The sequence below is a fragment of the Xanthobacter sp. DMC12 genome (assembly GCF_056314105.1).
The window spans coordinates 297,550-310,532 of sequence record NZ_JBQUYZ010000006.1; the positions used below are offsets into that span (position 1 = coordinate 297,550).

The following is a 12,983-nucleotide window of genomic DNA, read 5'->3' on the forward strand; positions in this document are numbered from 1 at the left end:
CGGCGGGCTGGTTTCGATGGCTAGTTGATACAGTGTATCGCTCAGCCTTGTCCAGCCCGTCGAGGCCCCTCCGCACGCTTTTGTGCGGTTCCCTTCAGTCAGTCGGGTGGCTCATTCGGCCGCTGTGGTGAACGCCCGGAAGCTGCCGAACGCGGTGATGTCGCGTGCCCCGTCGAGCGCCGCCGCCTCGGCGAGGAAGCCGGTGACGCGGGTGCCGTCGTCCAGTTCCACCTGCCCGAGGCCCAGCGGCGACGGGATGGTGGCCAGCAAGCGGCCGACGCCCTCGAACGGCATGGACCATACCTCGCCCTCCACCGCCGCGCCGTCCGCATTGACCCGCACCACGCCGGGGCGGGGCAGGGCGCCGGGGAGGAGCTTCATGCGATAGGACGGCACCGTCTTGGCGGCGCGCACGAAGCGTCCGCCCATGGCCTTGAGGTCGCCATTGAGCGGCATGCCGGAGAGATGGGCGCCGAACACGCAGACATCGAGCCGACCCGGCTCCTGCGCCGGCGCAAGCGGCGGAAGGGCGGGCGCCGGCGCATGGCCGCAGCCCAGCGGCAGGGTGCCCGCCGCCACGAAGGCCCGGCCCAGCGCCGCCATCTCAGCATCCTTCCCGGCGGGCGCGAGGAGGGTGACGCCATAGGGCACGCCGCCAGCGGTGATCTTGGTCGGCACGGCGATGCCGCACAGGTCCATCAGGTTGACGAAATTGGTGTAGGTGCCATTGCGCGAATTGAGGCGGATGGGGTCCGCCAGAACCTCCTCCACCGTGTAGGCGGAGGGCGCGGTGGGCAACAGCAGGCCATCGATGCCGGCGAGGATGGGCGCCACGCGGGCGCGCAATTCCTTCAGCTTGTAAATGGCGCGGAAGGCATCCGCCGCGCTCGCCTTGCCGCCGGGCTCGGTGATGGCGCGCGTCACCGGATGCACGGCATCGGGATCGGTGGTGAGCAGGGGCTCGGCGACGATCCAGCGCTCGGCCACCCACGGCCCTTCATAGAGCAGGCGCGCCGTCTCGGCGAAGGCGGAGAAATCGATCTCCTTCAGCACCGCGCCCATCGACGCGAACCGTGCCAGAGCCTCCTCATAGGCCGCGGCCGACTCGGCATCACCGAAGAACTCCCGCTGCGCCGGCGGCAGGATGCCGAGCACGGGCGCAGGAGGCGCGGCCGCGAGCGGGGCGACGGGCAGGTCGCGGGAATAGGCATCCTCCGCGTCGAAGCCGGAGATCACGTTCAACACCGCCATGGCATCGTCCACGGTCAGGGCGAAGATGGAGATGCAGTCCAGCGTCTTGCAGGCGGGCACGAGGCCAGTGTTGGGCACGAGACCGAGGGAGGGCTTGAGGCCCACGATGTTGTTCAGCATGGCCGGCACGCGGCCGGAGCCGGCGGTGTCGGTGCCCAGCGACACCGGCACGATGCCCGCGCCCACCGCCACCGCCGAGCCGGAGGAGGAGCCGCCTGGCACCAGTTCCGGGTTCACCGAGTTGCGCGGGATGCCATAGGGCGAGCGCACGCCCACGAGGCCGGTGGCGAACTGGTCGAGATTGGTCTTGCCGATGATGAGCGCGCCCGCCGCCTTGAGCCGCGCCACGGCGGTGGCGTCGCGCTCCGGCACATAGGCGAAGGCCGGGCAGGCGGCGGTGGTCGGGAGGCCGGCAACGTCGATATTGTCCTTTACCGCCACCGGGATGCCGTAGAGCGGCAGCCCCGTGTTGCCGGCGGCCTCCAGCGCGGCGGCCTCGGCCAGCACATCGGCTTCTTCGCGCAGGGTGATGAACATGGCCGGGTCGTCATGCACCGCAAGCCGGGCATAGACGCCGCGCACCGTTTCCGAGACGGAGCGGAGGCCGGACCTGTGGGCTTCGAGGAGGCTGGCGACGGTCTGCATGGTCTACCCTGATGGACGGCGCTCCACGCGCCTGATGGCAGGGGTCTAGCAGGAAGCGCGCCACTTGTATGCAATTTCTGATATTTGCATTTTTATCAAATATTTGGCTTGAACGAACTGCGCCCCGCTGCGGCTGGATTTGCCGCAGCGGGGCGCAGGAAATGGGATCAATGCCTAGAAATTAGGCGTCGTTCACGGGCGGGTCCCATTCTGCTCCGCCGGCGCGAGCGTGCGGCCGGGAGGGGCATCGGGCGCCGTGGTCAGCGGCGGGGGATTGCCGCGCGGCACGGTGATGTTCTCCGGCGCGGTCTCGCTCGGCGCGGGCGTGCCGCGGTTGGAAAACATGTTCGCCGCGACCAGCGCGAGGACCAGCACGAAGGCCGCGGCGATGAGCATGCCCTGGCGTTGCATGGGGCTCTCCTTGTCGTGGATATCGCCCCCTCAACGCCCCGGCCCCGGTGCCGGGTTCCCTTATTTGAGGTTAGTCGCGGAACACCACCGTGCGGGAACCGTTCAGCAGCACCCGGTCCTGAAGGTGCCAGGAGATGGCCCGGGCCAGCACGCGGCGCTCGATGTCGCGGCCCTTGCGGACGAGATCCTCGGGCGAATCCTGGTGGGAGATGCGCTCCACGTCCTGCTCGATGATCGGGCCTTCATCGAGGTCAGAAGTCACGTAATGGGCGGTGGCGCCGATGAGCTTCACTCCCCGCGCATGGGCCTGATGGTAGGGCTTGGCGCCCTTGAAGCCGGGCAGGAACGAGTGGTGGATGTTGATGCACTTGCCCGAGAGCTTGGCCGACAGCCCGTCCGACAGCACCTGCATGTAGCGCGCGAGCACGGCGAGCTCCGAACCGGAGGACTGGAAGATTTCCCAGACCTGCGTTTCCTGCTCCAGCTTGGTGGCCTTGGTCACCGGCAGATGGTGGAAGGGGATGCCGTCGAAATCCAGATGGGCATAGGTCTCGCGCGGATGGTTGGAGACGATGCCGGCGATTTCCATGGGAATCTCGCCGATGCGCCAGCGATAGAGCAGGTCCGCGAGGCAGTGGTCGAACTTGGAAGCGAGCAGCAGCACCTTGCGCTTCTCGGCCACCGGCCGGAGCGTGAAGCTCAGCGAGAAGGTCTGCGCCACCGCCGCGAAGCCGGAGCGGATCTCGGCGAGGCTGGCCTCGCCCTCCACCACGTTGAACACCACGCGCATGAAGAAGCGCCGGGTCTCGGTGTCGTCGAACTGTTGCGCCTCAAGGATGTTGCAGCCCTTCTCGAACAGGAAGGTCGAGACGCCAGCGACGATGCCCGGCCGGTTGGGGCAGGAGAAGGCGAGAATGAACGGCTCGTTGGGGCTGGTCATGATGGGTCCTTTTATGGCGCCGCGCGTGTGACGCAGCCGGGCGCCGGTCTCAGATGAATTCGGTGCGGAGAGGAGGCGCGCGCCGCGCTGCCGTCAACCTCGGTCGGTGCCGGAAAGGGCGAAGCCGTATTCCGCCGCACTCGCCGCCAGCCAGCGCAGGAAGGCCGGGGCGAAGGTGTTGCCCACCGCGAAGCGATAGGTCGGCGCGTCGTCGCGCTGCCAGAAGGTGACGCCCACGTGGGAGACCGGCGTGGTCGCCGCATCGCCCGGCTGGAAGGCGCGGGGATCGAGGTCCACCGCCACGCCCTTCGCCAGCGCTTCGCGCGCCATGGGGCCGGAGATGTCGAGCACGAGATTGGCGTCGCTCTGATCGGTCACGGCGCCAAGGCCGGCCGCCAGTTCTTCCAGACGCCGGCGCAGCGCGGCGCCGTCCGATCCTTCGGCGAACACCAGCCACTTGCCGGGGCCAGTGCCGACGGCTTCAAGGCCGGCGCCAACGCTCGCCTTCGGTGCATCCACCAGCGGCAGGCCGGCGGCGGTGACGGCGGCGATCAGCGTGCCGGTCTTGCCCTTGCGGGCGACCAGCGTCGCGGCGGCAAGGCTCGTCACCACCTGCGCGGTCACGCCGGTGGCGCCTGCAACGCCATAATGCCCGGCCGGAACGAGGTGGGCGGGGGAGAGGGACTGGAAGAGGTCAGACACGCTGCTTCTCCCCTTCGGGATCGACAAAGTGGGGAGAGCACACCTCGACCTCGATGTCACCGCCGCGCACCGGGTCATAGGCGCGCAGCTTCTCGCCGATGCGCTCCGGGCCGCGCTTGAGGAGACCGAGGCCGATGGAGTGGCCGAGGATGGGCGACCAGGCGACGGAGGTCATGTAGCCCTCGTCATTCTCGGTGGTCGCGGCCGCGCCAAGCGCCAGGAAATGCGCCCCGGCCTTGAGCCGCGCGCTCCGGTCCACCGGGCGGAAGCCGACGAAGGTGGGCCGCTCGGGATCGGTGAAGGCGGGGCGTCCCGCCATCACGCGGCCGATGAAGTCCTTCTTGGTGGAGGCCATGCGCCCGAGGCCGAGATCGCGGGCGGAGGTCTGCCCGTTCAGCTCGCTGCCGGAGACATGGCCCTTCTCGATGCGCAGCACGGCCAGCGTCTCGACGCCGTAGGGCGTGATGCCATAGGGCGCGCCGGCCGCCATGATCGCCCGCATCAGCTTGTCGCCGTGGCGGGCGGGCACCGCGATCTCGTAGCCGAGTTCGCCGGAGAAGGAGAGGCGGAAGATGCGCGCCTCGACGCCGCCCATCACGGTCGTCTGGAGCGCGCCCATGAAGGGCAGGCCGGCATTCGAGACATCCGCGCCGTCCACCAGCTTCGCCAGCACATCGCGGGAGCGCGGGCCGGAAACGGCGATCTGCGCCCATTGCTCGGTGATGGAGGCGAGGCACACGTCCAGTTCCGGCCACAGCACCTGCAGGCAGAATTCCAGATGCTGGAACACCTTGGCGGCGTTGGCAGTGGTCGTGGTCATCACATAGTGGTCGTCGGCGAGACGGGCGGTGGTGCCGTCGTCCATCACGATCCCATCCTCGCGCAGCATCACGCCGTAGCGCGCCTTGCCCACGCCGAGGGTGGAGAACATGTTGATGTAGACGCGATCCAGCAGCACGCCGGCATCCGGCCCCTGAAGGTCGATCTTGCCGAAGGTGGACACGTCGATAACGCCGACGCTCTCGCGCGTCGCCTTCACCTCGCGGTTCACCGCCGCCTGCCAGTCCTCGCCGGCCTTGGGGAACCACGCCGCGCGCAGCCACTGTCCGGTCTCGACGAAGACCGCGCCCTGCTCCTCGGCCCACTTGTGGGTGGGTGTCGGGCGGGTGGGCTTGAAGTCCACGCCGCGATGGTGGCCGGCGAGCACGCCGAGGGCCACGGGCGTGTAGGGCGGGCGGAACACGGTGGTGCCGGTCTCGGGAATGCCCTTGCCGGTGAGCGCCGCCATGATGGCGAGGCCCGCCATGTTGGAGGTCTTGCCCTGGTCGGTGGCCATGCCCATCGTGGTGTAGCGCTTCAGCAATTCCACCGCGCGGAAGCCTTCACGATGGGCGAGGGCCACGTCCTTGGCCGTGACGTCGTTCTGCTGGTCCACGAAGGCGGCGCCCTTGGCGTGCACCTGCCAGAAGGCCTTGAGCCCGTTCGGTGCATCGGCTGCGACGGGAGCGGGCGCGGCGACGGGGGCAAAGCCCGCATCTTCCGCCGCTGCGGCGCCCAGCGCCGTTCCGTCCGCGAGGCATTCGGCGAGGGTGAGGTGCCCGGCCGCGGCGCCCGCCACCGCCATGCCCACAGGCACGGCGCCGGGCACGAAAGCGGCGATCTCCTCACGCCAGATGGGCTTGCCGCCCTGGTGGCAGGTGAGGTTCACATTCGGCGTCGCCCCGCCGGAGACGCCCAGCGCCTCCACGGAGAGCGTGCGGATGCCCTTGGGCGTGCGCACCGTGATGCCCGACAAACACTTGCCCGAGGTGGCGATGACCTCGCTGCCGGCGAGGAGATCGACGCCCAGCGCCTTCGCCCGCGCCGCGAGGGCCGGGGCCACGGCGTCGCGCACGTCGGCGATGGCTTCCAGCTTGACGCCCGCCGCGGCCGCATCAAGGAGGGCGGCGACGGCGTGGTCGTTGTTGGTGAAGCCCGCCGTGCGCGGCCCTGCGCCGACACCGAAGCGCGTGGCGTAGGTGGCGAGCGCCAGCGCCGACATGACGCCGGGCCGGTCATTGCCGGGGAAGACGATGGGCCGGTCGAAGGCGCCTGCCGCCAGCACGGAGCGCTTGGCGATGAAGCGCCACAGCCGCTGGCGGGGCTGGAAGGGGGCGGGGACGGCAAGATGGTCGCTCACGCGCTCCACCGCGCCGAATTCGCCGCCGTCATAGGCCCCGAACACGGTGGTGCGCGGCATGAGGCGGACGTTGGGCAGGCTCGAAAGTTCGGCCAACGCCCGCGCCACGAAATCCGCCGCGCTGCCGCCGTCGATCTCCGCCTGCTCGGAGAGGAGGCGGCCGCCGAGGCGGAAGTCCTCGTCCGCCAGCACCACCCGCGCGCCGCTCCGCCCGGCCGCGAGTGCCGCCGCGAGCCCCGCCGCGCCGGAGCCGATGACCAGCACGTCGCAGAAATGGGTGGCCTTCTCGTAATGGTCCGGGTCCGCCGCATCGGCGGCGCGGCCGAGGCCGGCCGCGCGGCGGATCATGGGCTCGTACACCTTCTCCCAGAAGGCGGCCGGCCACATGAAGGTCTTGTAGTAGAAGCCCGCGCCGAGGAAGGGCGACACGAGCTGGTTGATGCTCAGCAGGTCGTGGTCGAGGGAGGGCCAGCGGTTCTGGCTGGTGGCCTCCAGCGCGTCGAACAGCTCCACCGTGGTGGCGCGGGTGTTGGGCTCGCGCCGGGCGCCGGAGCGCAGTTCCACCAGCGCGTTCGGCTCCTCCGAGCCGGCGGTGACGATGCCGCGCGGCCGGTGATACTTGAAGGAGCGGCCGACTAGCCGCACGCCGTTGGCGAGCAGCGCGGACGCCAGCGTGTCGCCGGGATGGCCGGTGTAGCGCTTGCCGTCGAAGCTGAAGGCGAGGGTGCGGCTGCGGTCGATCAGCCCGCCTGCGGAAAGCCGGGTCATTCGGCCGCCTCCGTCCGGGTAAAGCGCACGGCCGTGATGGCGTGGGTGCGGGTGTCGCGCGTCACGGTGAGCCAGCGGCGGCAGCCGCCGGAGTGGTACCAGAGCTCGTCCATCACGCCGGCCACGTTGTCGCGCTCGTAGACGTAGGTGTTGAAGGCATCCGGGGCGTCGGGCGCGGCCGGGTCCGGCCGGGTGGGCGCGGCATCGCCGAGATAGGCGAACTCATGGGACGACCTCGCGCCGCAATAGGGACAGGTGATGCGCATGGGTCAGGTCCGGGTGGAGGGGTGAGGGGGGAGCGGCAGAGCCGGCGTTGCGCCCGCCTTCCGCCGTCGCCCTCCGGCTTGACCGGAGGGTCCATGCTGGGGCCGGGCGCTGTGCCTGGCGGAGAGATGGGTGCTCCGGTCAAGCCGGAGCACGACGACCGATGTTGTCTTCGCGCCCATCAGTGCAAGTTCGGCTGGGCGCCGACTCCCTTTTCGTCGATCACATGGCCGGTGCGGAAGCGGTCCAGCCGGAAGGCGGCGTTGAAGCGGTGGGCCTCTTCCTTGGCGATGGTCCAGGCGAAGCACCAGCCGGAGGCGGGCGTCGCCTTGAAGCCCCCGTAGTTCCACGCGGTGTTGAGGAACAGGCCGGGCAGGGGCCCCACATCGATGATGGGCGAGCCGTCCATGGACATGTCCACGAGGCCGCCCCACGAGCGCAGCATGCGCAGCCGCCCGATGAGCGGCATCAGCGCCATGCCGCCCTCGGCCACGTCCTCGACCACAGGGAGATTCCCGCGCTGGGCGTAGGAATTGTAGCCGTCGATGTCGCCGCCGAAGACGAGGCCGCCCTTGTCCGACTGGCTGACGTAGAAATGCCCCATGCCGAAGGTGATGACGCCCGGCACCAGCGGCTTCAGCCCTTCCGAGACGAAGGCCTGCAGCACGTGGCTCTCGATGGGCAGGCGCAAGCCGAGATGCTTCGTCAGCCGCGAGGTGGAGCCGGCCACCGCGAGGCCGACCTTGCCGGCGCGGATGGGCCCGCGATTGGTCTCCACGCCCACCACCGCGTCACCCTCGCGGATGAAGCCGGTGACCTCGCAATTCTGCACGATGTCCACGCCCAGCTGGTCGGCGGCGCGGGCATAGCCCCACACCACGGCATCGTGGCGCGCGGTGCCGGCGCGGGCCTGCATGAGCCCGCCCTTGATGGGGAAGCGGGAGTTGTCGAAATCGAGGAAGGGGCAGAGCGCCTTCACCTGCTCGCGGTCGAGCAGTTCGGAATCGGCGCCGGCGAGGCGCATGGCATTGCCGCGCCGGGCATAGGCGTCGCGCTGTCCGTCCGAGTGGTAGAGATTGATGATGCCGCGCTGGGAGACCATGGCGTTGTAGTTGAGGTCCTGCTCCAGGCCCTCCCACAATTTCATGGACCACTCGTAGAAGGGCTCGTTGCCCGGCAGCAGGTAGTTGGAGCGGATGATGGTGGTGTTGCGCCCCGCGTTGCCGGAGCCGATATGCCCCTTCTCCAGCACCGCCACGTTGCGAATGCCGTGCTCCTTGGCGAGGTAATAGGCCGTTGCGAGGCCATGACCGCCGCCGCCGACGATGATGACGTCATAAGAGGGCTTCGGCACCGCATCGCGCCAGGCGGGCGTCCAGCCCTTCTGGCCGTTGAGCGCGTTGGCGATCAGGCTGAATACGGAATAGCGGGACATTGAACCCCTCGGGACCCTTGGGAACCCCTCGGCGCGGACGCCGATGCACCCCTTTGGAAAAGATATAGCCCCGCCCGAAACCACAGGTAATATAAATCCTGCTTATTCTGCGGGGGTGCCGGTGCGCGAGCTTCTGCCGTTCGATTTGAAGGCGCTGGAGATCTTCCTCGCCGTCTGCGAGGCTGGTGCCATGGCCGGCGCGGCGCGGCGGCTCGGCCTCACCCAGCCGGCGGTGTCGCAGGCGGTGGCGGAGCTGGAGACGCGCATGGGCGTCGCGCTGTTCGACCGGAGCGTCCGCCCGCTGGGGCTCACGGCGGCGGGCGGCGTATTGCGGCAGAAGGCGAGCGCGCTGCTCTCCGAGGCCCGGCAGATCGTGCCAGCGTTGAAGGAGACCGAGCACGGCCGCCTGCCGCTGATCCGCGCCGGCCTCGTCGATTCCCTCTCCCGCGCGCTCTCCGCGCCCCTCGCCGGGCGGCTGTGCGCGGTGGCGGAGGAAGTGTCGCTCCTCGCCGGCCTCACGGCGGCCCACGCCAGCGCGCTGCTCTCGCGCCAGCTCGATCTGCTGGTGGGCGTGGACGAACTGGCCGACATCGAGGGGCTGGAGCGTTTCCCGCTCCTCACCGAGCCCTATGTGCTGCTGCTGCCCGCCGGCGAGAGGGCGCCCGAGCGGGTGGAGGAGATGGGGCGCCTCGCGCAGCGCCTGCCATTGGTGCGCTTCTCCGCCCGCTCGCGCACCGGAATCGAGGTGGACCGGCATCTGCGCCGTCTCAAGCTCGACCTGCCGCGGCGCCTCGAGTTCGACACGCCATTCGGCGTCTCCGCCACGGTGGCGGCGGGGGAGGGGTTCGCGGTGACGACGCCGCTCTGCATCTTCGAGGCGGGGCTCGATCGCGACCGGCTCCAGTACGCGCCGCTGCCGGGGCCGGCCTTTTCCCGCAGCCTGACGCTGATCGGCCGGCGGCAGGAACTCGGCCGCCTGCCGCACGACGTGGCGCGCTTCTGCCGGCAGACGCTGGAGAACGATGTGCTGCCGGCCCTGCGTGCCGAGCTGCCGTGGCTCGGCGAGACGCTCGAGTAGCCGCGCAGGCGTGCTTTCCAACGCTCAAGGCCAAGCTCAATGACGCCATCCCGTTTGTACGGAAACAGTCAAGCTTTCCTCATGCCGTTAAGTTTGTCCCGAAAAGTCCGGTGCCGGTCATGTCCATGCCCGCTGTCGGCCGATACCGTTTGATGATACCCCTACGTCGTCTTGAAGACTTCACTTGAGACGGGCTGGGGAAAATCATGAAGATCGGCAGGGTTCTATTTGCAGCGGTAATCCTGGCTGGGTCTGCCTCTGCGGCAGGCGCCCAGACCATGAGCTATGCGCAGGCCGGCGCGCTCCTGGCACGCAGCTGCGGGGCGGACATCAACAAGTTCTGCTCCAACGTGAATCTGGGCGAGGGCAAGCTGCTCGCCTGCATGGACGGCAAGATCAATCAGGTCAGCGCCAAGTGCAAAGCCGACTACGCGACCGCAAAGGCCTCCATCGCCGAGCGGGATGCGGCGCAGGATTCCATTCAGGAGGTCTGTTCGGCCGACACGGCCCGCCTGTGCCCCGGCATGGTGCCGCAGGACGGCAATCTGCTCTCCTGCCTGCTTCAGGCGACGCGGGTCGTGAGCGACAAGTGCAACGCCGCCATCACCAACGCCGGCTACCGCTGAGCGTCCTCTCCACATCCTCGCACCCGAACGAAGGACGCTTCGCGATGACCTCGCCTCTGACCCGCCTTGCACTGGTCGCGCTGCTCGCTGCCGCCGTGCCGGCGATCACCCCCGCTCATGCCCAGACCGCGCTCTCCGATGGCCAGATCCTCCAGGGTCTGCAAGGCCTGAGCGAAAAGGCCCCGACCATCACCGCGCAGCAGCTGCGCAGCATGGTCCAGACCCACATGGCTCAGAATCCGGGTGAGCAGCTTTCCCGCCCGTCGCTGGCCCTGAAGCTGGACCAGCTGCCGCAGATCAACGTGCAGATCCAGTTCCGCCTCGGCTCGGCGATCATCGAGCCGTCGTCCTACGGCACGCTCGGCGCCATCGCAGACGCCATGCACAACCCCATCCTGCACGGCTACAAGTTCATCGTCACCGGCAACACGGATGTCACCGGCCCGCGTGACGTGAACCTGAAGCTCAGCCAGGCCCGCGCCGACGCGGTGGTGAGCGCGCTGGTCAGCGTGTTCAACATCAATCCCACGCGGCTGGAGGCGGTGGGCCTCGGCGAAGAAGTGCTGCTCGATCCGAAGAAGCCGACCGATCCCATCAACCGGCGCGTCCAGATCTTCACCGTGGGCCGCCTCGCGCCCTACGTCGCCCAGCGCTGACGCACGCCAATACCCCTTGGAGAGGGGCGCCGTCCCGTGGGGCGGCGCCTTTTTTTGTTGGCGGTGATCGCGTCTCTCGCCGCGGGCGGAAATCCCACTATCCTGAAGCGCCTGCGCGGCGCGCGGGCCAAAGCTGGGAGGACAAATCATGCTCGCTCGACGCCGGTTCATCTCCTGCGCCATCTGCTCGCTGGCGGGGTTCGCCGCGATTGAGGTCGGCGGCACGCAGGCCATGGCACAGGGACAAGCCGCCCCCGCTCCCGCCCCAACCGGAATCACGCGCAAGGTGCTCGGCCGCACCGACGTGCCGGGGGACAAATACGTCGCCATCCTCATGGAGGCGGAGTTCGACGGCGGCCTGAAGGTGGCGCGTCACACCCATCCCGGCATCGAGAGCACTTATCTCATCGCCGGCGGCGGCGTGCTCTCGGTGAAGGGCCAGCCCGACCGCACGCTGGCGCCGGGCGACGGCTTCCAGATCCCGCCGGAGGTGCCGCACGCCTTCCAGGTGGGCGGCGAAAAGACCAAGCTTGCCATCACCTACATCGTCGAGAAGGACAAGCCGCTGGCGACGCCCGCGCCGGAGTGAGGTGCTCAAAAAAGGTGAGAGCCCGGCGCGGGGAATGCGCCGGGCTCCCGGGGACAACCGACAGAGCAGGGCTCAGATGTCGAGGGTGTTGTCCCTTTCCCATTGGGTGAGGTGGCGCGAGAAGGCGTTCCACTCCTCGTTTTTCAGCTTCAGGTAGCCGTCCACGAACGGCTTGCCGAGGCGTTCCGTCAGCACCTTGGACTTCTCCAGCGCGCGCATGGCATCGAGCAGGTTGAGCGGCAGGCGCTTGGCGCCCTTCACCTTATGCCCCTCGGTGTACATGTTGATGTCGAGGCGCTTGCCCGGATCGCGCTTGTTCTCGATGCCGTCGAGGCCGGCGGCCGCGAGGCCCGCCTGCAGCAGGTAAGGGTTGGCCGCGCCGTCGGCGAGGCGGAACTCGAACCGGCCCGCATCGGGGATGCGGATCATGTGGGTGCGGTTGTTGCCGGTGTAGGTGACGGTGTTCGGCGCCCAGGTGGCACCCGAGATGGTGCGCGGGGCGTTGATGCGCTTGTAGGAATTCACCGTCGGGTTGGTGAGGGCGCAGAGTGCGTCCGCATTGTGGATGAGGCCGCCGATGAAGTGGTAGCCGAGCTCCGAGACGCCCAGCTCGCCCTTGGGATCGGAGAAGGCATTCTTGCCCTTCTGCCACATGGACACATGGGCGTGGCAGCCCGAGCCGGTGAGGTTGATGAAGGGCTTCGGCATGAAGGTCGCGCGCAGGCCGTGCTGCTCGGCGATGGTCTTCACCATGTATTTGAAGAAGACGTGCCGATCGGCGGTGAGGAGCGCGTTGTCGTAGTTCCAGTTCATCTCGAACTGGCCGTTGGCGTCCTCATGGTCGTTCTGGTAGGCGCCCCAGCCGAGTTTCAGCATGGCGTCGCAGATGTCCTTGATGACATCGTAGCGGCGCATGAGGGCGGACTGGTCGTAGCAGGGCTTCTCAGCGGTGTCGGCGGTGTCCGAGATGCCCTTGCCGTCCGGGGTGATGAGGAAGTATTCGCACTCGACGCCGGTCTTGATCTCGTAGCCGAGGCGCGCCGCGGCGGCGAGCTGCCGCTTCAGCAGCGTGCGGGGCGCCTGCTCCACTTCCTTGCCGTCCATGTAAAGGTCGGCGGCGAGCCAGCCGATTTCCTCCTTCCAGGGCAGCTGGATGAGGCTGGTCGGGTCCGGCACGGCGAAAAGGTCCGGATCGGCCGGGGACATGTCGAGCCAGGTGGCGAAGCCGGCAAAGCCCGCGCCTTCCTTCTGCATGGGGCCGATGGCGGCGGCGGGCACCAGCTTGGCGCGCAGGCCGCCGAAGAGGTCCACGTAGGAAATCAGGAAATACTTGATGCCGCGTTCCTTGGCGACCTTGGCGAGGTCGATCTGCGCGGCGGCGGAAGCGCGGCCTTCGGCCTCGCGGAGCGGATAGCGGAAGTGGTCCATGCGAAAGTCCC

The 12,983-nt window shown here is 68.7% G+C and carries 12 protein-coding genes; 4 read left to right on the plus strand and 8 right to left on the minus strand.

Annotated features, from left to right (window positions below):
* Positions 1-111: 111 nt before the first annotated feature.
* From atzF to ACT535_RS21455, 7 genes are all read right to left on the minus strand, one after another.
* Positions 112-1,896 (minus strand): allophanate hydrolase, encoded by a 1,785-nt coding sequence (gene atzF, locus ACT535_RS21425; RefSeq protein WP_476365935.1) that lies wholly within the window; start codon positions 1,894-1,896, stop codon positions 112-114.
* 192 nt (positions 1,897-2,088) lie between these two features.
* Positions 2,089-2,307 (minus strand): hypothetical protein, encoded by a 219-nt coding sequence (locus tag ACT535_RS21430; protein WP_476365936.1) that lies wholly within the window; start codon positions 2,305-2,307, stop codon positions 2,089-2,091.
* A 70-nt stretch (positions 2,308-2,377) separates the two neighbouring features.
* Positions 2,378-3,247, minus strand: a complete 870-nt coding sequence (gene purU, locus ACT535_RS21435; RefSeq protein WP_476327248.1) for a formyltetrahydrofolate deformylase — start codon at positions 3,245-3,247, stop codon at positions 2,378-2,380.
* A 93-nt stretch (positions 3,248-3,340) separates the two neighbouring features.
* The gene (locus tag ACT535_RS21440; RefSeq protein ID WP_476365937.1) at positions 3,341-3,949 is read right to left on the minus strand and encodes a sarcosine oxidase subunit gamma; all 609 of its coding nucleotides are present in this window, start codon (positions 3,947-3,949) and stop codon (positions 3,341-3,343) included.
* The gene (locus tag ACT535_RS21445; RefSeq protein ID WP_476365938.1) at positions 3,942-6,896 is read right to left on the minus strand and encodes a sarcosine oxidase subunit alpha family protein; all 2,955 of its coding nucleotides are present in this window, start codon (positions 6,894-6,896) and stop codon (positions 3,942-3,944) included. Before ACT535_RS21445 ends, ACT535_RS21440 begins: the two co-directional genes overlap by 8 nt.
* Positions 6,893-7,162 (minus strand): sarcosine oxidase subunit delta, encoded by a 270-nt coding sequence (locus ACT535_RS21450; RefSeq protein WP_476365939.1) that lies wholly within the window; start codon positions 7,160-7,162, stop codon positions 6,893-6,895. The genes ACT535_RS21445 and ACT535_RS21450 overlap by 4 nt, the downstream gene beginning before the upstream one ends.
* A 179-nt stretch (positions 7,163-7,341) precedes the next feature.
* Complete coding sequence (locus tag ACT535_RS21455) at positions 7,342-8,595, minus strand: sarcosine oxidase subunit beta family protein (RefSeq protein WP_476365940.1); 1,254 nt, start codon at positions 8,593-8,595, stop codon at positions 7,342-7,344.
* 121 nt (positions 8,596-8,716) lie between these two features.
* Here ACT535_RS21455 and ACT535_RS21460 point away from each other — a divergent pair, with 121 nt between their 5' ends.
* The 4 genes from ACT535_RS21460 to ACT535_RS21475 all read left to right on the plus strand — a co-directional run bounded on the left by ACT535_RS21460 (position 8,717) and on the right by ACT535_RS21475 (position 11,544).
* On the plus strand, positions 8,717-9,673 hold the full coding sequence (locus ACT535_RS21460) for a LysR family transcriptional regulator (RefSeq protein ID WP_476365941.1): 957 nt from the start codon (positions 8,717-8,719) through the stop codon (positions 9,671-9,673).
* A 278-nt stretch (positions 9,674-9,951) separates the two neighbouring features.
* On the plus strand, positions 9,952-10,299 hold the full coding sequence (locus ACT535_RS21465; RefSeq protein ID WP_051460615.1) for a cysteine rich repeat-containing protein: 348 nt from the start codon (positions 9,952-9,954) through the stop codon (positions 10,297-10,299).
* Positions 10,300-10,343: 44 nt separating this feature from the next.
* A complete protein-coding gene (locus tag ACT535_RS21470) occupies positions 10,344-10,955 on the plus strand; it encodes an OmpA family protein (protein ID WP_476365942.1) in 612 nt (203 codons plus the stop codon).
* 148 nt (positions 10,956-11,103) lie between these two features.
* Positions 11,104-11,544: a cupin domain-containing protein gene (locus tag ACT535_RS21475; protein WP_476365943.1), complete on the plus strand. Its 441-nt coding sequence runs from the start codon at positions 11,104-11,106 to the stop codon at positions 11,542-11,544.
* A 72-nt stretch (positions 11,545-11,616) separates the two neighbouring features.
* Here the strand turns inward: ACT535_RS21475 and glnT are convergent, their stop codons facing one another.
* Complete coding sequence (gene glnT / locus ACT535_RS21480; RefSeq protein WP_476365944.1) at positions 11,617-12,972, minus strand: type III glutamate--ammonia ligase; 1,356 nt, start codon at positions 12,970-12,972, stop codon at positions 11,617-11,619.
* Positions 12,973-12,983 lie beyond the last annotated feature (11 nt).